This window comes from Allocatelliglobosispora scoriae (assembly GCF_014204945.1).
GTDB lineage: Bacteria > Actinomycetota > Actinomycetes > Mycobacteriales > Micromonosporaceae > Allocatelliglobosispora > Allocatelliglobosispora scoriae.
Map to the genome: position 1 here is coordinate 592,440 of NZ_JACHMN010000001.1, position 22,569 is coordinate 615,008.

The following is a 22,569-nucleotide window of genomic DNA, read 5'->3' on the forward strand; positions in this document are numbered from 1 at the left end:
GTTTACTGTCCGGTCCCGTGGTCGAGGGCCGCCCGGTCGCGATGACGACGGCTTCCGATCACTGCGGGTAGCCGGTCGGCAACACTATCGACCGGAACGGCTCGTCTCGGCGACGTGGTCTACCGCAATCCCGCCCCGACGGCCGTATGGCACCGTGTCTCTCGACTACTGCGACCGGAGGTACCCCAGTGGTGTCACAGGACGACCCGGCGGACGAGTGGCTGGCGGCCGAGTTCGCCGGTGTCGCAGCGCTTCCGGTACCGCTCACCTGGGGGCAGAGCACGCTGTGGACGGCACTGCACCGGCCCGGCCTGGACCAGTCCATGGTGAGCCTGCGCCGTGTCCTTCCGCTGCCGGCACCGTCCGACGTGGACAGCGCCCTCACCGCCATCGGAGCCCTCCTCGGGCGGCACAGCTCGCTGCGTACCCGGCTGGTCGCGACCGGCGGCACGCCGGAACAGATCGTGGCCGCCCACGGCGCACAGCCGGTCCTCCTGGTCCGCGCCGACCCGGGCGACGAGGGTGTTGCGGCGCGAGTCGCCAACCGGCTCTCCATCGACCCGGTCGAGCACGGCCGGGAGTGGCCGCAGCGGATCGCGGTGGTCGTCGCGGGCGGGGCGGTACGCGAGGTGGTGGTCGTCTTCAGCCACACCACCGTCGACTTCCTGTCGGCCCGGATCGTCCTGCGGGATCTGCGGCTGCTGTTCCTCGGTGTACCGGTCGCCGCACCGGCCGGACTTCAATCGGCGGACATCGCCGCGTTGGAGGGCAGCGGCACGCATGCACGGCGGGCTCGGCGGGCGGTGGCGCACTGCGTACGCGGCTACGCGCGACTGCCGCAGCAGACCCTGCCGGTGCTCGGACCAGCTTTGACGCCACGGTTCGGGCGGACGGCGATGGTCTCCACCGCGGCCGACGCCGCCACCCGGCTTCTCGCCGCCCGCCACGGGGTGAGCACAGCAACCGTGCTGCTCGCCGCCATCGCCGCGGTCGCGTCGGCCTGGTCGGGCAACCCGGTGGTCGGCATCTTCACCATGGTCAGCAACCGCTTCCTCGACGGATACCAGGACGCGATCGCCAAACTCAACCAGCTCGCGCTCACCGTGGTCGACCTCGGCGACCGGCCGGACTTCGCCGCCCTGCTGCCCCGGGTGTGGCGGGCGGCGCTCGACGCGTACCAGCACGCTTATCACGACCCGGAGCTGATGCGCGCGGCGTTCGAGGCGGCGGGCTTCCCCTACGCCACCGGGGTGAGCCCGCACTGCTACGTCAACGACTTCCGGCTCGCCACCGACGCCGACCTGACCGGCCGGGCCGTGGACGAGGCCGAGGTGCGCGCGGCGATGGACGCCACCACGGTCACCTCGGCCCCTGGCTACGAGCACTTCGCCTGGCTCACCCGGGTCGAGATCGTCGACGCGCCCGGCGGTGTCCGGATGATCCTCACCGCGGACACCTCGGTGCTGCCGCCGCAGGCCGCCGAGCGCTTCCTGCGCGGCATCGAGCGCCTGCTCGTCGACGCCGCCTACCGGGACGTGCCGTGGCCGTTCACGGTCTGAGCGCGGGGCCGCCGTGCCCGATGTTCTGGACCGCGGTCTCACCGAACAGGCGCGGGAAGTAGTTGATGTCGTCCTGGAGGACGTCGAACAGGTCCGTCGGCGCGGCAGCGGACTGCTGCCGGAGCATCAGGCGGTTGCGCCGGACGACCGGTTCGGACATGGGCAGCCGTCCCCAGGAGTGGTAGCGGATGGCTCCGGCCGGATCACGCCCCGGGATGATCTCGGACCGGGCGTGCCGGCTCGCGCTGAACGGCACGTCCAGCCGCCCGTCGGCGAAGGCCGTCACGACCGCGTTGATCAGGCGGGGCTGGCCCAGGACGGGATCGACGATGTCGGCGACCTCCCGCAGGATCCACTCCCGCTCCTCCGCGGTGGCGGCGGTGTCCACGGTGACGAAGTCGAGCAGCGACGAGTTGGCGATGTCGGCCAGCCGCAGACCCGCGGCGTTGGCGGCCGGGTCGGGGATGCCGAAGGCCTCCTGGTAGGTCTTGGTGACGAGCTTCGCCGCGCCGCCGAGCCGGGCGACGAGCGCGCCGAAGAAGATGAGCTGCTCGGCGTGGTGGCGCTCGCGGGGGAAGACGCCCATGAACTCGTGCAGCACGGGGTGGACCTCGACCGTGGACGGCAGGTAGCGGGCGGCCAGCACGGGGATCGCCTGCAGCGCGGCGATGTCCTGCACGACGTTGCCGCTCTGCGGATAGGAGATGGACAGGCACCGCACCCCTTCGGCGGCGGCCGACACGGCCTCGATCAGGCTGATCGCCAGGCTGATCGAGGGCGGCATCAGCACCGCGGTGAGGGTGCCGAACATCTCCCGGTCGACGACGACGCCCAGCTCCGCGAGCTCGCCGCAGCGGGCGTCGACCTCCCGCCACGCGGACATCGAGTCCCGCAGCGGTACGTCCTTGGAGTAGGGCAGGTTGTAGGTGATCCCGCCGCCCTCGAAGGAGGTGATGCCCGCGGCGACGGAGACCTGGAACAGGGTGCGGGCGTCGGGTGAGCCGTGCCGGATCTGCAGCGGCGGCCCGACCTGCTCGTTGAGCTCCCGGCCCCGGCGCCAGCCGTGGGTGACGAGCGGGTAGCCATTGAGCGTGTCCGGGTCGCGGCGCAGCGAGGCGAGCGCCCGGTCGAACCGGCCGAGCCGGGTGTGGGAGTCGATGGTGATGGTGAGGATGTCGGCCCGGCCGTCCTGCTCCAGGCGCTGCAGGAGCGCGCCCATCTTCGGGTGGTCGCCGACACCGCATCGGGGCTGCAGCGCGACGCGTCCCCGTTCCCGGGCCGATCGCAGGACCTCGGCGACGGTCGGTTTGCCAAGCTCGGTGAGGTAGGCGGCGGTCTCGCCCGGATCGGGCAGCGGCTCGCCCGCGCCGCTATCGGCCATGGCCCGCACCGACCGGTGGCAGCAGGAAGCGGGCGGGCCGGGTGGTGTGCAGTTCGTCGAGGAGCTCGAAGAGCTCGTGGACGGAGTCCAACACGTGGTCGACGCCGAGCGCGCGCAGGTGCCGGGCCGCGGCGGGGTCCTTCGCGGCGCCGACGGACAGGTTGCCCCCGACCAGCACCGGTACGCCGATGCGCCCGGACTCCTTCGCCGCGGGCAGGTCGGCGAGGTCCTCGTGGACGTGGCCGTTGAGGCTGCCGATGATCACCGCTTCGGCGGTGGGGTGGCGCTCGCACGCGTCGGCGAACTCGGCCACCGGGGTGCAGACGCCGAGGTTCACGACGGTGAAGCCCCGCGTACGCAGCGCCTGCGCGATGAGGTGGTTGGCGACGGCGTGGCTGTCGCTGGCCGCGACACCGAGGATGACGAGGCGGCCGTTGCGTTCTTCCGGCGATGGCATGACTGGCCCTCTCTGGGCAGCTGGGGTGTGGTTGACGGGGACGGTCAGTCGTCGAAGGCGGCGAAGAGTTCGCGTCGGCTGACCGAGGCGATGCGCCGGATGTCGAACTCGTCGGGGTCGGCGGCGGCGAGGGAGTCGAAGACCCGGTTGATCGCCGCGATCAGTCCCCACTCCTCGGTGTAGGGCGGCCAGCCCGGGTGTCCGGCGTCGAGGTCGTGCTGGCGGGCGAAGATGTAGTCGACCCACCGGCGGCTGACCGGGTAGCGGTGGTGGAAGTCGTGCACGACGGTGTCGCCGGTGAGGACCAGGTAGCGGACCGGCAGGTGCCACAGCAGCATCCGCGCGGACCAGCCGAGCCACGCCAGCGCCGCCCGCAGCGGGGACGCGCCGGGTGCCGGAGCGGGCGAGCCGAGGAAGATCGCGTTGGTGAGGCCCGCGAAGTGCTCCCTGCCCCGCCGGTGGGTGGTGTCGGCGGTGGGGAAGGTGTGTTTGACGCACAGCCGCAGGGTGTTGCTGATCTGGTAGAGCGGCACCAGGGGCACGAACCAGACGACCGCCAGCAGGGCCCAGGCGTCGGCGGCCGTGGCGAGCACGGCGGCGGTGCCGTAGATCCCGATGGCGGCGGCCTTCTCCGCCGGTGCCGAGCCGGTGGCGAAGGACCGGATCCGGGCGACCAGGAACTGCAGGTGGAACCACGGCGAGACGAGCTTGCGCAGGACGGTGGTCCACATCTGGCGGCGGGTCGTGCCGGGGCGCAGGCCCAGGGAGACGAGGAAGGCCTGGACGGTGGGGTCGCGCAGGGTCATGTGGTGCACGGCGTGGTGGTCGCTGACGTGTTCGCGGCTGTATCGCTGGAAGTTCTGGATGATCAGCAGGCTGGGGATGGCGTAGCCGATCGCGTTGTCGAGGCTGCGCCGCCCGTACATGTTGCGGTGCGAGCACTGGTGGAAGATGAGCATGCGCAGGTTGCGGGCGCCGTGCAGGGTCGCCGCCCAGCCGGCCGGCAGGAGCAGCAGGGCCCAGCCGGCCGTGAGCCAGCCGGCCGCGGCGATGGCCACCCCGACGACGACGGAGGCCACGGCGGCGGCGAGGTGGAAGGTCGCCGTCAGCTGCGGCGCGGCCTGACCGGTGTACGGCTTGCCGGTGAGGAGGGTCAGCGGCAGCTGGCACCAGCGGGGCAGGACGGTCATCGAGTCCCTGATCTCGGACGCGGCCGGTCGGTCTGCTCTGGCGGGCTGCGTTCGTGACGCGAGCACGGTCATGACAGTTCGCCTTTCTGGATGTCGCAGTGGACGGCGATCGGCGGCGCGTGGCTGGCAGAACGAGGCGGGAAAGACGCCGTTCATCCAATGCGCCAAGGCATTGATCGATTGCGATGGAACAGTAATGGCGCGCATTGGATGCGTCAAGCAACTTGGCACTAGTCGCACATCATCACAGCTCAGTGCCATTTTTTAATTTTCTCGCCTCGATATTTAATTCAAAAATCCATTACGACAAAGACGAGTCAAGCACATCGATAATGACCAACGGCGTCTATTGTGGAACTTTGCCCGGCGGGCACGATGTTAACAATTCGTCAATTGAAATGTACCTATTTACAATCGCCGACCGCCCCGGTACCGTCGGTCACGCTCCGGTCACGGCCGGACACATGTCCTTGTCGTCGCAGCTCAGGGGGTTGGTCATGCCGGTACGCGTCGTGGTGCTGGGTGGTCGCGCGAACATCCTCGAAGGCACGCACGGGCTTGGCCTGGACACCGTTCTCATCCACCGCGAGGGCGGTTACGAACCGCGCGCCGCGCAGCTCACCGAACGGATCGTCCACGCCGATCTCGGCGACTACGCCCTCCTGGAGAAGATCGTCCGCGACCTGCACGCCGAGCGCCCCTTCGCCCGGGTCCTGTCGCTGACCGAGGACTGCCTCGTCCCGGCCGCCCAGCTCAACGAGGCGCTGGGGCTCGGCGGCAACAGCGTGGCGAGCGTCCGGCTGCTCAAGGACAAGGTGGCGATGCGCGGGCACCTCGCCGAGCGGGGCATCAGCCCGGTGCGCTGGCGGGTCGTCGACGGCCTCGACGCCACCGTGCGGTTCCTGGGCGAGGTCGGCGACCGGATCATCATCAAGCCCGTCGACGGCGCGGGCAGCGAGAGCGTCTTCCCCATCGCCGGCGAGCAGGAGGCGCGCGCGGCCTGGGAGCTGCTGGGCGAGCGGCCGATGCTCGCGGAGGAGTTCCTGCGCGGCACCGAGCTCAGCGTCGAGACCTTCTCCCACGCCGGCCGGCACGTGGTGATCACCAGCACCGACAAGGTGCTCTCCCCCGGGCTCGTCGAGATCGGGCACACCATCCCCAGCCGCGTCGACCTCGACGGCACCGGCATCGCCGACCTGGTCCACCGGTTCCTGGACGCGGTCGGGATCGTGGAGGGCCCCGCGCACACCGAGGTCATCCTCGGGCCCGCCGGACCGCGCATCGTCGAGTCCCACAACCGGATCGGCGGCGGCAGCCTGCGCGAGCTCATCCAGCTCGCCTACGGCATCGACCTCGCCCGCTGGGCCGCCTCGGTGCCGCTGGGCCTGGAACCCGGACCCGCCGAGCCCCCCGCCATGCGCCACGGCGCCGCCGTCCGCTTCCTCACCGCGCGGCCCGGCATCATCCAGCGCTTCGACGGCGTGGCCGAGGCCGCGGCCGACAGCGACATCACCGTCCACCTGACCGCGAAGCCGGGCGACCGCGCCACCCCGCTGCGCTCCTCCCACGACCGGACGATCGGATTCGTCATCGGCCGCGGTGTGGACGCCGCGGACGCCGCAGCCCGCTGCGAAGCCGCCCGCGACCGCATCGACGTCGTCACCGCCGCCGACTGACCGCGCCCGCCCGAACCACAGGAGAATGACCGTGACCACGCAGCAGTCCGGGCATGTCGTGATCGTCCACCGCTGGCGCGACCGCTACGCCCACTACCCGTCCTATGTCGACCACGCCGGCCGACCCGTCACCTATGTGACCACCGCGCTCGGCCGGGAATCGGTACCCGCGTCGGCCGCAGAGATCCTCGTCCTGGACCCCGCCGCCGGGGACACCATCCGCGACGCCGTCGCCTCGCTGGCCCGGCGGCACGGCCCGCCCGTGGCGATCATCGCGCTCAAGGAGGGCGACCTGCCCGAGGTCGCGGCGCTGCGAGCGGAGTACGGCTGTGCCGGCCGCCATCCCGAAGACCTGCGCCGGTTCCTCGACAAGCTGGAGATGGCGCGGCGCGTCGAGGCGGCCGGGCTGCGGCTGCCCGCATACGCCGAGGCCACCGACGCCGCCGCCGTGGCCGCCTTCGCCGACCGGGTCGGCTGGCCCGTCATCGTCAAACCGCGCCGCGGCAGCGCGAGCTCCGGCGTACGCCGGATCACCTCCGCCACGGACCTGGTCGGCTTCGCACCCGAGCGGCCCAGCATCGTCCAGGAGTTCGTCGACGAGCAGATCTACCACGTCGACGGGGTCTTCGACGGCCACCGCCTCGGCCCGTGGCGGGCGTCGCGCTACGTGAACACCTGCCTCGGCTTCACCACCGGCGACCCGCTCGGCTCGGTCGAAGAGGACGACCCGGCGACGCTGTCGGTCATCGAGGACTTCACCGAGCGGATGGCCCGGGCGATGTCCGCCGAACCGTGGATCTTCCACCTGGAGATGTTCGTGGGCGAGGACGCCGCCGGGGCGCCGCGGGCCACGTTCCTGGAGGTCGGCTGCCGGGTCGGCGGTGCCGAGATCCCCTTCATCTGGCGGGACCTGCACGGCCTGGACCTGATGCGGATCGAGGTGGCGCTGCAGCTCGGCGAGCGGCCCGCCGTCGAACCGCTCGCCGGTGGCCAGCCGGTCGGCGGGTGGCTGCTGATGCCGAGCCCGGCCTCGGCGCCGTGCCTGATCGAGCGCTCCTGCTCGCTGCTGCACCTGCCCGACGGCCCCTACGCGGAGAAGGTCCTGCCGGCGGGCGAGATCGTGCCCGCCTCCACCGACGCCTTCTACGAGCACGTCGGCGGCCGGTTCCGGTTCCGCGGCTCGACGAGTGGGCAGGTGGAGGCGGCGATCAGGGCCGCGGCGGCGAGCTTCGACCTGCGCTGCCGCTCCCTGGCGGAGCCGTCGCTGATGGCGGCGGCCCGATGACCGCGGTGATGGTCGGTTACGCCGGAATGCTGCTGCGGGTGCTGGCCGGGCACTACCCGGACGGTTCCGTGGTGGTGGTCGAGACCCCCGAGACGATCGAGCGCCGGGATCTGCACCGCGTTGCGGACAAGGTCGCCCTCGTCGACGCCGTCATCGGCGTACCCGGCCTCGACCCGGACGCCATCGTGGCCGCGCTCGCGGGGCACCGGGGCGGCGTACCCGTCGACCGGGTGGTGCCCGGCACCGAAGCGGCCGTGGTGGCGGCCGCGGACCTGGCGCGGCGCCTCGGCCTGCCCGGCGCGGGCGTGCCCGCCGCGCTGCTCTTCCGCGACAAGCTGCGGTTGCGCGAGGCGGCCGAGCTGGCCCGGCTGCACCAGCCCGACTGGCGCGAGGTCGACGGCCCGGCCGCGCTCGCCGCCGCACTGCCCGACCTCGGCGGCGACCGGTTCGTCCTCAAGCCCTCCAACCGGGCCGGCAGCGAGGGGGTGTCCATGTTCGACACCGCCGACGACCCGGCCGAGGTCTGGCAGCGCACCGCCGGTGCCGTGTCGGCGGGCATCGCCTACGCCGAACCGGCCCGCTTCCTGGTCGAGACGCGCCTCACCGGTCCGGAGGTGAGCGTGGAGTGCCTGGTCCACGAGGGCCAGGTCGTGTTCACCAACCTCACCGACAAGCACGTCCTGCCGGGTGACCACCCCGTGGAGATCGGACACCAGGTCCGCGGCCCGCTCGCGGCGCGGAGCGGTTCGGCGCTGACCGAGTGCATGCGGCGGCTGACCGCCGTCAGCGGCCTGCGCAACGGCATCCTTCACGGCGAGTGGATCCTCACCCCGCAGGGTCCCGCCCTCGTCGAGTGCGCCGCCCGGATCCCCGGTGACCGGATCATGGAGCTGCTGGAGCTGGCCTACGACGGGCCGGTCGCCCAGCTCTACTTCGAGATCATGGCCGGTCAGGCCCCGCACCGCATACCGCGGTCGCTCCGGGGTGCCGCGATCCGCTACCTGACCCCGCAGCCGGGCACCGTCACCGGCGTCGACGGCATCGCCCAGGCGCGGGACCTGCCGGGCGTGCACGACGTGGTCGTGGACGCCTGGCCCGGTCAGCGGCTCGGCCCGGTCCGCGCCTCGCACGACCGCGTCGGCCATGTCCTCGCCACCGGCGCCGACGCCGACCAGGCGTGGGCGACGGCCGGGCTCGCCGCCGCGACGATCAGCATCGCCACCCGATGACCGCCACCGCCACCGCCGCGCCGCCCGCACCCGGTCGCAGCTCCTCCTGGCCCCGCTCCGGCGACGAGCGCCGCCTCGTCCTGATCGCCCTCATCGACTCCCTCGGCAGCGGCGCCTTCATGGCCGCGTCGGTCGTGCTCTTCACCCGGCTGCTCGGGCTGAGCGCGGTCCAGATCGGCACCGCCATCGCCGTCGCCGGCGTCGCCGGGATGGCCTTCGCCGTCCCGTGGGGCATCACCGCCGACCGGTTCGGCACCCGCCGCGTCCTGCAGCTCCTGCAGCTCTGGCGCGCGATCGGATTCCTCGGCTATGTGCTGGTCGACGACTTCACCGGCTACCTGGTCGTGACGCTGCTGCTCGGCCTCGCGGAGAAGGCGAGCCCGCCGCTGACCACCGCCGTCGCGGCGGCGACGGTGGAGCCGGACCGGCGGGTGCAGCTCCTGGCCTACCTGCGCAGCGTGCGCAATGTCGGCTTCACCGCGGGCTCCCTCCTGGCGACCCTCGCCGTGCTCGCGGGCGACCGCACCGCGCTGCTCCTCGTGGTCTGCGGCAACGCCGCCACCTTCGTCTTCGCCGCCGCCATGCTCGGCACGCTGCGCGCGCGGCAGGCACCGCCGGCCGCGTCCCGCACCGAGGCCGGCGCCCCGCTGCGGCGGCGCCCCTGGTTCTGCCTCTCCGCGCTGCTGTCGGGGGCGATCAGCATCCACCGCCCGCTGCTCGCGATCGGCCTGCCGCTGTGGCTGATCGGCCACACCAGCGCGCCGCCCGCGATGGTCACGGTGCTGATCGCCGTCAACACGGTGCTGGTGATGCTCCTGCAGGTCCGGTTCAGCCGCCGTAGCGACGCACCCGTCGAGGCGGCGCGGCAGCTACGCCTCGCCGCGGTGATGCTCGCCGGTTTCGCCCTGCTGATCTCCGTCTCGGCCGGTGCCGGCGGCTGGGTCGTCATCGTCCTGCCCGTCCTCGCCGTGCTGGCGCTGACCTGCGGGGAGCTGTGGCATTCGGCCGGATCCTGGGGTCTGTCGCTGGCGCTGAGCCCGGAGCGGTTCCGGGGCCGGTTCCTGACCGCTTTCAACCTCGGCGTCAACGCCGTCGACGTCACCGGTGCCGTTCTGATCACGGCAGTGGTCCTGCCTGCGGGAATGCTCGGCTGGATCGGGCTCGCAGCGGTCCTGGCGGCCCTCGGCGCCGCTGCGGTCCCGGTGTCCGCCCGAGCGGAGCGGGAGGCGCAGCAGGCCGCGCCGCTTCACCACTCCCAGCCCACCCCGTAGGCCCCGGGAGCCGGGTCCATCGTGATGAACTGCAGCGTGTGCGGGGGCTGCGCGACGGATCCGCCGCTCACCTCCCGCTTGGGCCGCGCGTGGTGCGGCTGGACATATCCGTAGCACCGCGCCGGCAGCCGGGCCGGGTCGAAGGCGACCTGGATCGTCAGGTCCCGCGGCGGCCGGAACGCGTCCAGCCGCACGTAGCCCTCGGCCTGCCCGGCCGGGTAGCGCAGCGCGATCTCGATCGAAGCGAGCTCCCCGGCCCGCAGCGGGCGGTCCAGGCGGAACTCGAAGACGCAGGTGGAGCTCGCCACGTCCACCCGGAACCGGGCCGGTGCGCAGCCGTCGGTGTGCACGACCTGCGGCGGCTCGGTGAGCGTGCTCAGGCAGATCGGGAAGATGATCCGGGAGGCGCCGTCACGGTCGGCCCGGACCAGCCGCCGCGTCCGCAGCGAGCGGATCTGTCCATGGTGGTCGACCTGGTAGCTGGAGAAGGTCGAGACCCGGTGCGGGTTGTAGGTGTCCTCCGGCGTCGCGTCGAGCTTCGCCAGCGTCCGGACCAGCGATTCCGGGCTGTCCCAGAAATGCTCGAAGGGCACGTCCCCGGTCCGGGGCCGCCAGCTGCCGCGCGGCCGTCGCGGCCCCAGCTTGTCCACAAGAGACCCGGCCGGTACGCCGACGATGCGCTCCACGTTCGCCAGCGCCGCCAGGGACCGGGACCGCTCCGGCTGGCTGTCACCGTTCTGCCAGCAGCTCAACGTGCTCGGGCTCACCGGGGTGGACCGCTCGCGCAGCTCATCGGCGATGCTGTGCAGGCTGCGGCCGCTGCGCTGGATGGCGACGCGCAGTGCCGCACCGAAGGCAGCGCTCACGCGCTGAGTATGCATCCAACGTTATTCGATTGGCTACGGTCCTTGATATTGACCGATCTGATGGCGTGGGCCAAGGTCTAGAGCACATCGAACCCCCTGCTCCACCTCACCTTCACGGCGGCCGACCGGTTGCCGGGAAAGGCATGTCCCCATGTCATCCAGACCCCTCCGGCTCGCTGTTCTCGCCGCCGCCGCTGTGACGGCCCTGGGCGTCCTCGTGCCCGCCGCCCCCGCCCTCTCCGCTCCCCCGGCACCGTCCGCGCCGCCTGCCGCCTGCGCCCCGACCGAGCTCACCCATCGCGACTCCGAGGCCGCACCGAGCTGCGTGCACCCCGAGGTCACGCTGGACCGGCTGCCCGCCGTCGGCGAGGCGGCGACCGTCCGCGTGCGGCTGCGCACGCAGATCGCCATCGACCGGGCCCAGCTGTCGATCCGGCTGCCCGGGAACCTGCGCGTCGTCTCCGGGCTCGCCGCCGCGCGTACCAGCGGATTGCTGCAGGTCTCCGACCAGGTGCTGGCGCTGCCCCTGGCCGGTCGGACGATCACCTTCGTCGTGACCGCGGTGGCCGCGGGGCCCGCGCAGATCGAGGCGAGCGTCACCGACCTCGACGCCGTGACCACCGGCCGGTCCGGCAACGGTTCGGCGCTGCTCACGATCGGCGCCACCGCGGGGGCCTCCCGCCTCGGCATCGACCAGGACTCGGCGTCGGTCACGCGGTCGGCCCGCGTCGACATCGCGCCGCACGCCGTCGCCACGGCGGTGCCGGGCCAGATCTGCGCCGTGGGCGCGTTCCAGGTGACCAACAAGGCCGGGGCCTGGATCCCGGCCCGCCGGGTGCCGATCACGGTCCAGGGCAAGCAGACGTCGTCGGGGTCGACGCTGACCTTCGCGACCGGTCTGACCGGCGCGACCGACGGCACCTTCAACCTGTGCTTCGCCTCGTCGGTCACGCTCTACTCGCTGTTCGTCAAGTTCACCTCGGACTCGACGCTGTGGCGGGTCACCAACAACGCCGGGTCGACCGCCTACACCGTCACCTCGGCGACGCTGTCCAATGTGGCCTCGGGGACCGACGCGAACTTCGGCACCCTTGCGCCCACCAGCACCAACATGCGCGGCTGGCACGCCTTCGACACCCTGAACAAGCTGTGGGACCTGCGCGGATCGAGCACGAACTGCTGGACCGCGCGGGAGAGCAGCAGCTGCAGCAAGATCACGATCCACTGGCAGCCGGGCAGCACCGACGGCACCTACTACACCACCGGCTCCACCCGCTACGTCGCGCTGATGGACGCCGACCCGGACTCCGAGCACCTGGTGCTGCACGAGACCGGCCACGCCTTCCAGCACATGCTCTACGGCTTCTGGTGGCCGGCGTCGGACTGCCCGAGCCCGCACTACCTGCACAAGAAGTCCGGCAACATGTGCGCCTGGACCGAGGGCTTCGCCAACGCGATCACCGGATACGTCATGGGCGACGGCCGGTTCTACTGGGCCGACGGCCAGTGGATGGATCTCATGATCACGGCGTGGAACAACCCGGGCCAGGCCGCCAGCCGCACCAACCCGGAGGACGGCGAGCAGGTGGAGGCCCGGGTCGCGGGCTCCCTGATCGACCTGTGGCGCCAGATCGACGGCGGCCCCAGCGGGACGTTCAACAACATGCGGCAGTACACGTCGAGCTCGTTCCGCGAGTGGTTCACCATCGACCGGCCGCTGACCGGCCTCAATGTCACCGCGACCGCGCGTGACCTGGTCTACACCCACACGATCGACTACCGCACCGGTACGCCGGGCACCATCCTCGCCAACGGCGGCTTCGAGAGCGGCACCGCCAACTGGACCATCACCGGCGGCGTCGTCGGCAACTGGACCACCTACCCGGCGCAGGCAGGCAGCTGGTACGCCTGGATGGGCGGCAACGGCACCACCAACACCGACACGCTGTCCCAGTCGATCACGATCCCGTCCACGGTGACCTCGGCGACGCTCGGGTACTACCTGCGCATCGTCACGGCCGAGACCGGCTCGACCGTCTACGACACCGTGAAGGTGCAGGTCATCGACGGCTCGACCACAACGACCCTGGCGACCTGGTCCAACGTCAACGCCGGCAGCACCTATGTCAGCCGCACGGTGAGCCTCACCGCCTACCGCGGCAAGACGGTCACGCTGAAGTTCCTCAGCGTCGAGGACGCCTCGCTGAAGACCGACTTCCTGATCGACTCCCTCGCCGTGACCACGGCCTAGCGATCACGCGGCCGTCCCGGCACACCAGCCGGGACGGCCGCCGTCACGGCATGCCGTGGGGGAACCGGGCGGCCAGCCGCGGGAAGCGTTGCCGCGACACGCTGTCGGGCACCCACCACGTCTCATCCGCCGGGGCGCCCCGGTGCGGCGGGCCGCCGAGCCTTCCCGCCAGCACGCTCGCGAGCACCCCGCCGCCGGCCTGCGCATACGCGTCCTCGGCCACCCCGTCGAGCTTCATGAACAGGTCCCAGTCACCGCGCTCCACCGCCTCCAGATCCGGTAGGTCGGCCAACGCGTCCGGGTCGGCCACGACCGTGCCGAACGACGCGCTGCCGAGCGCGACCAGGCTCGCCCGGAAGTCGAGGAACCGGTCCTCGTAGCCGAAGGCCGCGTGGATGTCGTCGGGGGTGCCGCCGGTGAGCAGGCACGCCGCCGCCCAGACCTCGGGACGCCAGGCCCGCTCCAGCGCCGCCTCGAAGTGGACGGCGAAGTCGAGCACCTCGGCGGGCGGCAACCCGGCCAGTCCGTCGAGCCACGCCTGCGCGACCGCGGCACCCGGGTGGTCCTCGTCGTAGTAGCCGCACTCCAATGACGCGTACGCGTCGTCGATGACATCCCAGAACCCGGACTCCTGCATCCCGGCACCGTATCGTCGCCGGGGCGCTGATGAGAAGATCAGCCGATGGAGATCCTCGGGCTGGTATTCGCCGGCAGCGCCACCGCCGAACGCGCGGCGATGGCCGCGTTCGTCGAGTCGACCCTGGGCCTGCGGCGCGCCCCGGACCACGACCCCGCCGACTCCGACATCTTCGAACTGCCCGACGGTTCGCGGTTCGGCGTCGCCGATGAGCGCGAGCCGGGCGGCGGGACCTCCCGCACGATCGGCTTCCTCGTGGCGGACCTCGACGCGGCGGTCGCGGAGCTGCAGGCCGCCGGTGTGGAGACCGAAGAACCGGCGGAGACCGACCGCCAGCGGTATGCACACTTCCACGCCCCGGACGGCAGGCTCTACGAGCTGGTCCAGGAGCTGCCGTGCTGACCCGTCACACGGTCCGGAGCCAGCGTTCGGCCTCGCCGGGCGAACGGAACAGCAGCACCGCCGGACCGTGGGGTGCGGCCTGCCAGCTGCGCATCCGGGCCCGCTTGCGGGCGAAGGAGCGGAAGTGCCACACCACGATCGAGTCGCGGGACAGCAGGCTCTTCAGCGATTCCCGGTTGCCGTTGCAGACGACGGTCCCGGCGACCGACCGCCGGACGGTGCGCCGCAGCAACCGTCCCAGCGACAGCCAGCGCGGGTAGTCGAGTCCGACGACGAGGTCCGCCGTGCCGAGCGGGACGTCGAGCCAGGAGCCGTAAGCGGAGTCGAGCACCCACGCGTCCCCGGCGCAGATCGCCGCGATCCGCTCCCGCTGCACCGGTGGCGGCACCTCGACCCAGCCGGGTTCCCAGGTCAGGTCGTCGACGGAGTGCCAGGGCAGGCTGAAGCGCTCGCCGATCCGGGCGGCGAGGGTGGTCTTTCCCGACCCGGTCACGCCGTAGACCAGGATCCGGGCGGGTCTGCTCGTCACTGAACGACCCTAAGCGACGGCGTTCACACGCCGTCCGGCGAGGTAGATCACGTAGGTGAAGGTGGACGGGACGGGGATGTCGGCCCGGTCCGGGCGTACCAGCATGATCTGCTCGTGTCCCAGCAGCCCGCCGGTCGCCGCGTCGACGATGAGCAGGTCCCGGGTCGCGGCGCCGGGGTTGTCGGCGCTGAAGGCGAGCCCGGGCCGACCGGCCCGGTCGGTGACGCGCCCGCGGAACAGGACCCCGTCGGTGTTGGCGAGCACGGTGAGCGCGACCGCCCGCTGCGCCGGGGTGAGCAGGTGGTAGCGGCAGATCGCCGCGATGGACCGCAGCGGGGCCTGCGGGCCGGGCGACGAGTCGTGGTAGGCGAGCTGCCCGGCGAAGATCGAGGGCTCGCTGGAGACCTCGTCGATGACGAGGCTGAGCTCCCCGGGGGCGAACTCGGCGACGTCACGGGCATCGGCGCGCGCGGGCGGGTTCGGCCCGGTGCGCTCGGCGGTGACGGCCCCCGCGCGCTGGGCCGGCAGGTCGGTGATCACCCGGCGCCCGGACCGGTCGCCGGCCACCCAGAGCTGCTCGTCGGCGGCGGTGAAGGTGCCGGTGTAGGCGGCCTTCCCCGAGGTGAGGTCCGCCGACCAGGTCTGCACCCGCAGGTAGGAGTAGCCGCCCGTGCCGGGGTCGTCGTGGACGGCGGCGACGCGGGCCGCGAGTTCCTTGAGGGTGTCCCGGGCGGCCGGCGCGTCGCCGGGGAACTCCAGCCGCAGCGATCCCGGCGCACCGTAGACGGCGTCCGGCGCGGCGCCCGGCGTCTGGGCGAAGCCGACGCCGACGGCGACGAGCAGCGCCAGCACCACGCCGCCGACGACACCGGTCCTCGGCCAGGTCATCACCCCCGGCCGCGCCCGGCCGCCGACCAGCTCGCGGAGCCGGTTCCAGCCCGAGGGCTGGCGGTCGGGCCGTTCGGCCTGGCGTCTCAGGTCCGCCGCGGAGAGCGGCGGCCCGGGGTCGACGTGGCGCCACGGGTCGGTCGCCCGCGCCGCGCGCCGCGTCAGATCCTCGAAATACTCGTTGTCCTTCATCGCTGCAAACTCCCCCTCGCATCGACGCCCGGCCCGCGCTCGGCAGCGCCGGGGTTGCGCTCCACCAGGCGCCGCAGGTTGGTCCGCGCCCGGACAAGCCGCTGGTGTACGGCGTTCTGGCTGATCCCGAGCGATGACGCGAGCTCGGCGGTGGTCGCGTCGTCCACATAACGTGCCCAGAGCAGGACCTGCTCCTCGCGTTCGAGCAGCAGCAGAGCCCGTTTCACGTCGACGAGCGTGCTGATCGTGTCGCTGATGTCCTCGGTCACCAGCCAGCCGGGGGTGTTCATCACGTCCGGCTCGACCAGGTCGAGCGGGCGCCGGTGGTTGGCGCGCAGGTGGTTGCGCAGGAAGTTGCGGGCGGTGCGCATCAGCCAGGCCCGAGGGTCGTCGGGCACGTGGTCACGCCGCCGCCAGGCGGTCTCGAAGGTGTGCGCCGTCAGGTCCCGTGCCTCCTCGGGGTAGCCGCCGAGGTTGCGTACCAGCATGCGCAGCACCTCGTCGCGGTACTTATCGGTCAGCGCGTCATGCCACGCTTCACTACGGGGACCGTCGCTGGTCACTCGCTGCTCCTGACCACTGTGAAACACCGGGCGATGGTTGGAGATCGTCGCGGTGGCGGGCGGGGTGGGCGCCCACATAGGAGTTGTCCCGCACGGGCACTCCATGACGTCACAAATCAGTTACGACCTAGCCCGGTCGATTTGCAAGCGCGACCCGCACTGAGCTTGGCCGATGGCACACCATGTGCCACCAGGGAAGCCATGAAGTGGAGGGCCGCAATTGATTTCTGCACTGCCGCTGACATAAGCGGGGTAAGGGGTTGCTACGCAGTGTCACCGTTACGGTAAGCGCTGACTCATTAACCCTCAGCGAGCAGCGACCCGCACTAGTCAGGAGGCACCCCATGGCCGTCAGAGGACGGTGGGCCGTCATCGCCACCGTCGTTCTCTCCCTCACCGCACCGCCCGCTCCCGCCCAGGCCGCGCCGACGCCGGCGCCGCACTCCGCGCAGGAGCTGATCGACGACTACCTCGCCGCCGCACCCGGCGGTGTCCAGATCGGCCCCAACGAGATCAGCTACGACGGCGGGAAGTTCGTCGTCACGCTCACCCGGCCGCGCTCCTCCCTGGCGGCGACCGCCGACTGCCCGTCAGGCTGGTTCTGCTTCTACGACGGGGTGAACTACACCTATCCCCGAGGCAAATTGTCGGACTGCGGCTGGCAGGACCTCGCCTGGTGGGGCTGGCACGACCGGACCGAGTCCGTGCACTACAACTTCAGCAGCGGGTCGGTCTCCTATCTCAACCACCGCACCCAGCCCGATCACTCCGACGACCTGTTCCTCTTCTCGGTCAGCTCCGCCAACAAGACCGACGCCGACGTGACGCCATACCGCAACATGGCCGATCACGTGTATCGCAACTGCTGACCATCTCGCCGCGGAGATGACCGGGCAACGCTGCAGCGGTCGTCTCCGCCAACCATGACGGCAAGCCGTCACCGGAAGCTCTGTTCATCGTCACACATGGATGCAACAGTGGCCGCAGGGCGTGATTCGACCCGCCTCCCCTCGACCGGAAGCAGGTATCAGCCATGCGGCGCAAGGCCATCGCGATCACGGCCGGACTGGCGTTGGCGGTCGCCGCCGCCGCTCCGGCCCACGCCGTCCCCTACTACGAGCTGCGCTACCAGGGCACGATGTCCTCGGCCACCGTCGTCACCGACAGCTCCAGCAACCTCAACGACGGCACAGTGAGCACCGCCAACAGCGGCACCGTCACCTCGGTGACGGACCCCGGCACCACCGATCCCTACCTCGCCTTCGGCGGCACCGAATGCGCCACCGCACCGTGCCCGCAGGCCCTGATCACCCCGGCCTCCTCCAGCACCCTCGTCGCCAACGGCGGCGGAACGAGCACCTTCACCTTCGGTGCCAACATCCGCCTGCACACCGGGGCCTCCTCCGTCACCGCCGGGATGAACGTCATCCAGTTCGGCAGCGCGGGCACGGGCCTGCACCAGTGGAAGCTGCAGGCCGACTACTGGACGCCGTCGTGCCGCTGGTCCGACGGGACCACCGCGGTCCTCGTCCCCGGCCCCGGCGATCCGAAGTTCACCCTCACCGACAACGTCTGGTACAAGGTCAAGTGCTCGCGGCTCACCGGCAACGTCTTCGAGATCCGGATCACGGACCTCAGCACCGGGCTGCTCGCGTCGGTGCTGACCAAGACCGTCGCCCTCGGCGCGATCACCCCGACGGGCGCGGCCGCGATCGGCGCGAGGGTGATCTCGGCGAACAAGGTCGACTCGCAGACCGACCAGTTCCACGGCGACCTCGACGACATATTCTTCCACCGCGACTGATCCCGCCGCACCACCAAGATCGCCGCAACTCTTCAAGAGTTGGTCCTAAGAGCTCTTAGGACCAACTCTTGAAGAGTTGCGGCGATCTTGGGTTTGGTGGGCTCCCCACCGCAGGCGTTCAGCGGCGCGCGGGTGTCGGCGGCAACGGCAGCGGCAGGCCTGGCAGCCCGTCGAGGCTCGTCGCGATGTGGTCCTTGCTGTGGAAATAGGCGTCGAGCGAGTCATCGTCCTCGCGCGCGAACCGTTTGGCATGCTGGTCACGATCATCGTCGTAGGTCATCAGAGGCACGGCGAACCCGCACGAGTCCCGGATCAGGTCGGCGTGCACCACGATGATGGCCCGGTGACCGTGCAGGCTGGTGTCGATGTCGGGAAAGCGGGCCATCAACCCGTCCCACCGGGGGTCGTCACGGAACACCGGCTCTCCCCGTCCGTGCACCCGAACGATGTTGGGCGGCCCCTGGAAGGCACACCACATCAACGTGATGCGACCGTTCTCGCGCAGGTGGGCGATGGTCTCGGCATTACTACCGGCGAAATCGAGATAGGCGAGGGTCACCTCGTCGAGGATCGCGAGCGACCCGGCCAAACCCTTCGGGGACAGATTGACCTTGCCGTCGCCGGTCAGAGGCGCGGTGGCGGTGAAGAAGATGTGCTGAGACTCGATGAACTCGCGCAAGCGACCGTCAATGCGCTCATGGACCTTTCCCATGCTCGCGATTATCGCCGACGAGGGCCGAATTGACCGACCCTCTCAGAGCTGGAGTACGCCGACCGTCTCGTCGTCGAGCACCTCGCCGGTGAGGACGAAGCCCAGCCGCACGTAGAACTCCTCCGGCCCGCCGTCGCCGGGGTGCCAGGTGCTGTGCAGCTGCCCGATGCCGCGCCGACGGCCCTCCTCGGCGACCGCCTGCACCGCGAACCGCCCGTAGCCCTTGCCCTGCTCGTCGGCGTCGATGATGAGGCGCCACAGGCAGAACCGGTAGGCCTCGATCGGATCGTCGGGCTGGATCGCGACCATCACGAACCCGACGATGCGATCACCGTCGACGATCGCGCGCGGCCAGGCGGCGTCGGGGTAGACGTAGGCCTCGGCCAGCGACTTGGCGACCGGAGCGACGAACACCTCCTGATGGGGGTGCACCTTGACCTTGCAGACCTTGTGCACGTTGTCCTTGGTGACGAGTTCCAGCCGCATGGTTCGCCATCGTACGGATCGACGCATCAGAACGTCATCTTATAATAATAGCTTTCGGCGGCGGAGACGACCGGGCAGCCGTGGCCGCCGCGGTCGTCTCCGCCGCTCCTACGCGTAAGCCTCCTACGCGTACGCCTTCTTGATGTCGCCGCAGGTGCTCTCGTCCACGATGAGGTTGTTGCCAAGGCAGGCGAAGAACACGACCAGCCTGCCCTCGGGAAGGTTGCCGAAGGACCGCTCGGTGCACTTGTTCGCGCCGGTGGTGTGCCACTTCACGATCGTCGGACCACCGGGCTCCACGACCGCCATGACCGCGACCGACTTGCCGTCGGGGTAGCTGTCGCAGACCCACATCTTGTCGCCGTCGGACACCCACATGCCGTAGCCGGAACCCCAACCGTCGGCGCCGTAGCAGCCGTACGCGGTGCAGCCGGTCGCGTCGACCCCCGCGGAGGCCGGTGCGGCGATCACGCCGGAGACGGCCATCAGGCCGACCGCGAGAAGCAGGGCCGTCATGATCCGGCGGACAGGGCCGATGGTGCGCGTGCTGCGATGCATGGACACTCCTTGTCAGTAGGCAGGGCCTCAAGGAGATCAATGCGGTCCGGAGCAGGCAAGCCGGGCGGCGAAAGATACCGCGGAAGAATGGGGGCGCCTACCGCACCGGTTTACCCGGCGGTTCAGAACGTCAGCATGTAGTAGTAGCCGTCCTCCACCTGAGGTTCGGCGCGGACCAGTGCGAAGCCCAGGTTCTCCAGCACCTGCCGGCTCGCGGCGTTGCTCCCGTCGGTGTGCGCCACGACCCGGTGCGCACCCAGCTCGATCGCCCGCTCCACCAGCGCCCGGGTCGCCTCGGTCGCGTACCCCCGGCCCTGGTGTGACACCGCGACCCCGTAGCCGACCTCGACCGTTCCCTCGACGTTGGGCGGGCCGTGGTAGCCGGCACCGCCGATGACGGTGCCGGACTCGCGCAGGACGAGCTGGTAGGGCACCCACTCACCGCGCAGCTGCGCCCGCAGCACGTGCTGCGCGACCACGACGTCGCCGCCGGTCGGGTAGTCGGCCGCCCAGGTGTCCTCGCGCTCGCCCGCGACGATCTGCTCGGCGAGCTCGTAGGTGAACTCGCGCAGTTCGAGCCGCTCGGTCGTCATCACCAGGCGGAGCCTAGATCAGGAGCTGGTGGTCTGCCAGAGGCCCAGCGTGTTGCCCTCGGGGTCGGTGAAGTAGGCGGCGATGCCCATGGTGCCGACCGCCTGCGGCTTGCGGACGAGGGTGCCGCCGGCGCGTTCCAGCTTGTCGATCGCGGCATCCATGTCCTCGACGTCGATCGTGATGACGGGGTTCGTGATCGGCGACTGCCGGGCCAGCATGCCGCCGTTGATCGCGCCCGGCTCCGTCGGCATGCCCTGCTCGTCGATCGGCGTCGTGCTGACCATGGTGTATTGCAGCTCGGGCATCGACACGATGTTCCACCCGAACGCCTCACGGTAGAAGTCCTGCGCGCGGGCGAGGTCGTCCGCGGGAATCTCGAAGTGCACCACGCGTCCAGTCATGCCCTGATTTTCGCAGCTCACGACGGCCGGAGCGCGTGGAATGCCGCAGCCTGGTCGGCGTGGTAGACGAGATCGTCGTCGTCGAGGACCTCGGGGCGGCTGCGCGCGTAGCGGATCTCGAACCGCAGCCGCTCCCGGATGAGCTGCCGCAGCGCCACCTCGTCGAGCCCGTGCTCACCGTAGGCGGCGAGGAACTCCCGCACCCCGTCCAGGCTGCCCGTATCGAGTCCGTCGCCCCACTCCCACGCCGCGTGGGCGAGCTCCCGTTCGCGGCGCTGCACCCACGCGTCGTCCCAGTCCAGGACCGCGACGATCCGCCCGTCGGCGCTGGTCAGGGAGTTGCCGGGCCAGAAGTCGCCGTGCAGCGCCTGGACGCGGCCGCCCGCCCGGTCGAACTCCGCGATCCAGGCGTCGAGCTCCGGATCGTGGAGGTCGGCCGCGTCGGCCTGTGTCATCGCGGTCACCCGCGTCCCGGGCGCGGTGGCGAGCGCCGCGTGGATCCCGGCGAGGATCCGCGCCGCCTGCGCCCTGGACTGCGGGTTTCCGCGCCGGGTCGGCTCGCCCTCGACGAACGGCCACACCGTGACCGGGTGCCCGCCGACGCGCACGGGCGCCCGCAGCGGCGCGATCGCCTCCGGCACGAACGTCCGGGCCGTCGCCGCGAGCTCTCCAAACCACAAGATCTCCGCATCGGTACGCCACACCGGCCCCACCCGCACCACGACGTCCCCGAGCCGGTAGGCGGCGGACTCCTCCCCCAGCCCGAGCCGCTGCGCGGGCAGGTGCCACGGCAGCTCCGGCAGGGCGGCCCGGACGGCGGGCGTCAACGCGTACTCGGGCCGAACCACCCCGCCACGATAACGGCGCCGCCTGCCGTCCCCGAATAGGGCCAACTCTTGAAGAGTTGCGGCGATCTTGGACTGCGCGACGATCGCCGTTCGTGGACGACTGCCAGGGTTCTATGAGGTTGACCTGGGGGTTCTTGGAGAAACGCAGGTCACGGTCGTGTCTCACCGATCGACTAGGAGGCATGGAACCCCCATGAAGAAATTGTCGAAGAAGTCCGTTCTGCTGCTCGGTGCGTCGGGTGTGCTGGCTGTCGGCATCGCGGTCCCCGCCGTCGCCTACGCCGAGGACGCCACCCCGTCGCCGTCGACGTCGTCGTCCGCTTCCCCGGGCACGGTCAAGCAGCGCGGTCCGGACCAGCAGAAGCTCGCCGCCGCGCTCGCCAAGGAGCTCGGCATCGACGAGCAGAAGGTCGCCGACGCGCTGACGAAGGTCCGCGACGAACTCCGGCCGACGACGGGTGACAAGCCCGCGGAGGGCGATCAGAAGGCCGATCGGGCGGCGAAGCTGAAGGAGCGCCTGGACCAGGCGGTCAAGGACGGCAAGCTGACCCAGGCGGAGGCGGACGCGATCATCAAGGCGCAGTCGGCCGGCGTACTGGGCGGGCCTGGGTTCGGCGGCCGCGTTGGCCACGGCCCGGCGCCGACCGCCAGCCCCACGAAGTAGTCATCGAAGGCGACGGCGGGCACCCCCGGTCGGGGGTGCCCGCCGTTCAAGTTCCCTGAACTTTAATGCTGACTCGCCGGTGTCGGAATCGATCCTGACATTTGTTGCAGTTTTCGCGGCGTGTCC

Annotated in this window: 24 protein-coding genes; 10 read left to right on the plus strand and 14 right to left on the minus strand. The window is 71.1% G+C overall.

All coding sequences use genetic code 11. The features are described from left to right. Positions 1-191: 191 nt before the first annotated feature. A complete protein-coding gene (locus tag F4553_RS02735; protein ID WP_184831600.1) occupies positions 192-1,559 on the plus strand; it encodes a condensation domain-containing protein in 1,368 nt (455 codons plus the stop codon). On the opposite strand, the gene F4553_RS02740 is transcribed toward F4553_RS02735, so the two are convergent. The 3 genes from F4553_RS02740 to F4553_RS02750 are packed head-to-tail and all read right to left on the minus strand — an operon-like array spanning position 1,549 to position 4,659. Beyond that, the gene (locus F4553_RS02740; protein WP_184831601.1) at positions 1,549-2,940 is read right to left on the minus strand and encodes a methylaspartate mutase; all 1,392 of its coding nucleotides are present in this window, start codon (positions 2,938-2,940) and stop codon (positions 1,549-1,551) included. The two genes, F4553_RS02735 and F4553_RS02740, sit on opposite strands and share 11 nt — an antisense overlap. Next, positions 2,930-3,397, minus strand: a complete 468-nt coding sequence (locus F4553_RS02745; protein ID WP_184831609.1) for a cobalamin-dependent protein — start codon at positions 3,395-3,397, stop codon at positions 2,930-2,932. Before F4553_RS02745 ends, F4553_RS02740 begins: the two co-directional genes overlap by 11 nt. Before the next feature lie 44 nt (positions 3,398-3,441). Further along, on the minus strand, positions 3,442-4,659 hold the full coding sequence (locus tag F4553_RS02750) for a fatty acid desaturase (RefSeq protein ID WP_184831611.1): 1,218 nt from the start codon (positions 4,657-4,659) through the stop codon (positions 3,442-3,444). 425 nt (positions 4,660-5,084) lie between these two features. Here F4553_RS02750 and F4553_RS02755 point away from each other — a divergent pair, with 425 nt between their 5' ends. The 4 genes from F4553_RS02755 to F4553_RS02770 are packed head-to-tail and all read left to right on the plus strand — an operon-like array spanning position 5,085 to position 10,048. Beyond that, positions 5,085-6,263 (plus strand): ATP-grasp domain-containing protein, encoded by a 1,179-nt coding sequence (locus F4553_RS02755; RefSeq protein ID WP_184831613.1) that lies wholly within the window; start codon positions 5,085-5,087, stop codon positions 6,261-6,263. A gap of 31 nt (positions 6,264-6,294) precedes the next feature. Further along, entirely contained in the window at positions 6,295-7,548 is a 1,254-nt protein-coding gene (locus tag F4553_RS02760) for an ATP-grasp domain-containing protein (protein ID WP_312875070.1), read from the plus strand. After that, the gene (locus F4553_RS02765; RefSeq protein WP_184831617.1) at positions 7,545-8,777 is read left to right on the plus strand and encodes an ATP-grasp domain-containing protein; all 1,233 of its coding nucleotides are present in this window, start codon (positions 7,545-7,547) and stop codon (positions 8,775-8,777) included. Before F4553_RS02760 ends, F4553_RS02765 begins: the two co-directional genes overlap by 4 nt. Continuing rightward, the gene (locus F4553_RS02770; protein ID WP_184831619.1) at positions 8,774-10,048 is read left to right on the plus strand and encodes an MFS transporter; all 1,275 of its coding nucleotides are present in this window, start codon (positions 8,774-8,776) and stop codon (positions 10,046-10,048) included. The genes F4553_RS02765 and F4553_RS02770 overlap by 4 nt, the downstream gene beginning before the upstream one ends. On the opposite strand, the gene F4553_RS02775 is transcribed toward F4553_RS02770, so the two are convergent. After that, entirely contained in the window at positions 10,024-10,914 is an 891-nt protein-coding gene (locus F4553_RS02775; protein ID WP_221469665.1) for a hypothetical protein, read from the minus strand. The genes F4553_RS02770 and F4553_RS02775 overlap by 25 nt on opposite strands. Positions 10,915-11,065: 151 nt before the next feature. Between F4553_RS02775 and F4553_RS02780 the strand changes: the two genes are divergently transcribed. Beyond that, positions 11,066-13,165, plus strand: a complete 2,100-nt coding sequence (locus F4553_RS02780; protein ID WP_184831623.1) for a hypothetical protein — start codon at positions 11,066-11,068, stop codon at positions 13,163-13,165. 43 nt (positions 13,166-13,208) lie between these two features. Here F4553_RS02780 and F4553_RS02785 read toward each other — a convergent pair whose 3' ends face one another. Then, complete coding sequence (locus tag F4553_RS02785) at positions 13,209-13,802, minus strand: DUF4240 domain-containing protein (RefSeq protein WP_184831625.1); 594 nt, start codon at positions 13,800-13,802, stop codon at positions 13,209-13,211. 45 nt (positions 13,803-13,847) lie between these two features. On the opposite strand from F4553_RS02785, the gene F4553_RS02790 reads away from it, so the two are divergent. After that, positions 13,848-14,204, plus strand: a complete 357-nt coding sequence (locus F4553_RS02790; protein WP_184831627.1) for a VOC family protein — start codon at positions 13,848-13,850, stop codon at positions 14,202-14,204. 4 nt (positions 14,205-14,208) lie between these two features. Here F4553_RS02790 and F4553_RS02795 read toward each other — a convergent pair whose 3' ends face one another. From F4553_RS02795 to F4553_RS02805, 3 genes are read right to left on the minus strand one after another with little or no spacing between them, the layout of a single operon-like run. Continuing rightward, entirely contained in the window at positions 14,209-14,733 is a 525-nt protein-coding gene (locus tag F4553_RS02795; RefSeq protein WP_184831629.1) for a P-loop NTPase family protein, read from the minus strand. Between the two features lie 9 nt (positions 14,734-14,742). After that, complete coding sequence (locus tag F4553_RS02800; RefSeq protein ID WP_184831631.1) at positions 14,743-15,813, minus strand: hypothetical protein; 1,071 nt, start codon at positions 15,811-15,813, stop codon at positions 14,743-14,745. Continuing rightward, positions 15,810-16,376 (minus strand): RNA polymerase sigma factor, encoded by a 567-nt coding sequence (locus tag F4553_RS02805; protein ID WP_184831633.1) that lies wholly within the window; start codon positions 16,374-16,376, stop codon positions 15,810-15,812. Before F4553_RS02805 ends, F4553_RS02800 begins: the two co-directional genes overlap by 4 nt. Positions 16,377-16,720: 344 nt before the next feature. Between F4553_RS02805 and F4553_RS02810 the strand changes: the two genes are divergently transcribed. Next, on the plus strand, positions 16,721-17,245 hold the full coding sequence (locus tag F4553_RS02810) for a peptidase inhibitor family I36 protein (RefSeq protein WP_184831635.1): 525 nt from the start codon (positions 16,721-16,723) through the stop codon (positions 17,243-17,245). A 164-nt stretch (positions 17,246-17,409) separates the two neighbouring features. Then, a complete protein-coding gene (locus F4553_RS02815) occupies positions 17,410-18,180 on the plus strand; it encodes a hypothetical protein (protein ID WP_184831637.1) in 771 nt (256 codons plus the stop codon). 118 nt (positions 18,181-18,298) lie between these two features. Here F4553_RS02815 and F4553_RS02820 read toward each other — a convergent pair whose 3' ends face one another. From F4553_RS02820 to F4553_RS02845, 6 genes are all read right to left on the minus strand, one after another. Beyond that, entirely contained in the window at positions 18,299-18,892 is a 594-nt protein-coding gene (locus F4553_RS02820) for a pyridoxamine 5'-phosphate oxidase family protein (RefSeq protein ID WP_184831639.1), read from the minus strand. Between the two features lie 42 nt (positions 18,893-18,934). Beyond that, positions 18,935-19,378, minus strand: a complete 444-nt coding sequence (locus F4553_RS02825; protein ID WP_184831641.1) for a GNAT family N-acetyltransferase — start codon at positions 19,376-19,378, stop codon at positions 18,935-18,937. 123 nt (positions 19,379-19,501) lie between these two features. Then, complete coding sequence (locus F4553_RS02830) at positions 19,502-19,936, minus strand: hypothetical protein (RefSeq protein WP_184831643.1); 435 nt, start codon at positions 19,934-19,936, stop codon at positions 19,502-19,504. 122 nt (positions 19,937-20,058) lie between these two features. Further along, positions 20,059-20,529 (minus strand): GNAT family N-acetyltransferase, encoded by a 471-nt coding sequence (locus F4553_RS02835; RefSeq protein ID WP_246465977.1) that lies wholly within the window; start codon positions 20,527-20,529, stop codon positions 20,059-20,061. Between the two features lie 18 nt (positions 20,530-20,547). Then, a complete protein-coding gene (locus F4553_RS02840; RefSeq protein WP_184831647.1) occupies positions 20,548-20,931 on the minus strand; it encodes a VOC family protein in 384 nt (127 codons plus the stop codon). Positions 20,932-20,948: 17 nt separating this feature from the next. Then, complete coding sequence (locus F4553_RS02845) at positions 20,949-21,779, minus strand: phosphotransferase family protein (protein ID WP_184831649.1); 831 nt, start codon at positions 21,777-21,779, stop codon at positions 20,949-20,951. 193 nt (positions 21,780-21,972) lie between these two features. Here F4553_RS02845 and F4553_RS02850 point away from each other — a divergent pair, with 193 nt between their 5' ends. Beyond that, positions 21,973-22,443: a hypothetical protein gene (locus tag F4553_RS02850; RefSeq protein ID WP_184831651.1), complete on the plus strand. Its 471-nt coding sequence runs from the start codon at positions 21,973-21,975 to the stop codon at positions 22,441-22,443. Positions 22,444-22,569 lie beyond the last annotated feature (126 nt).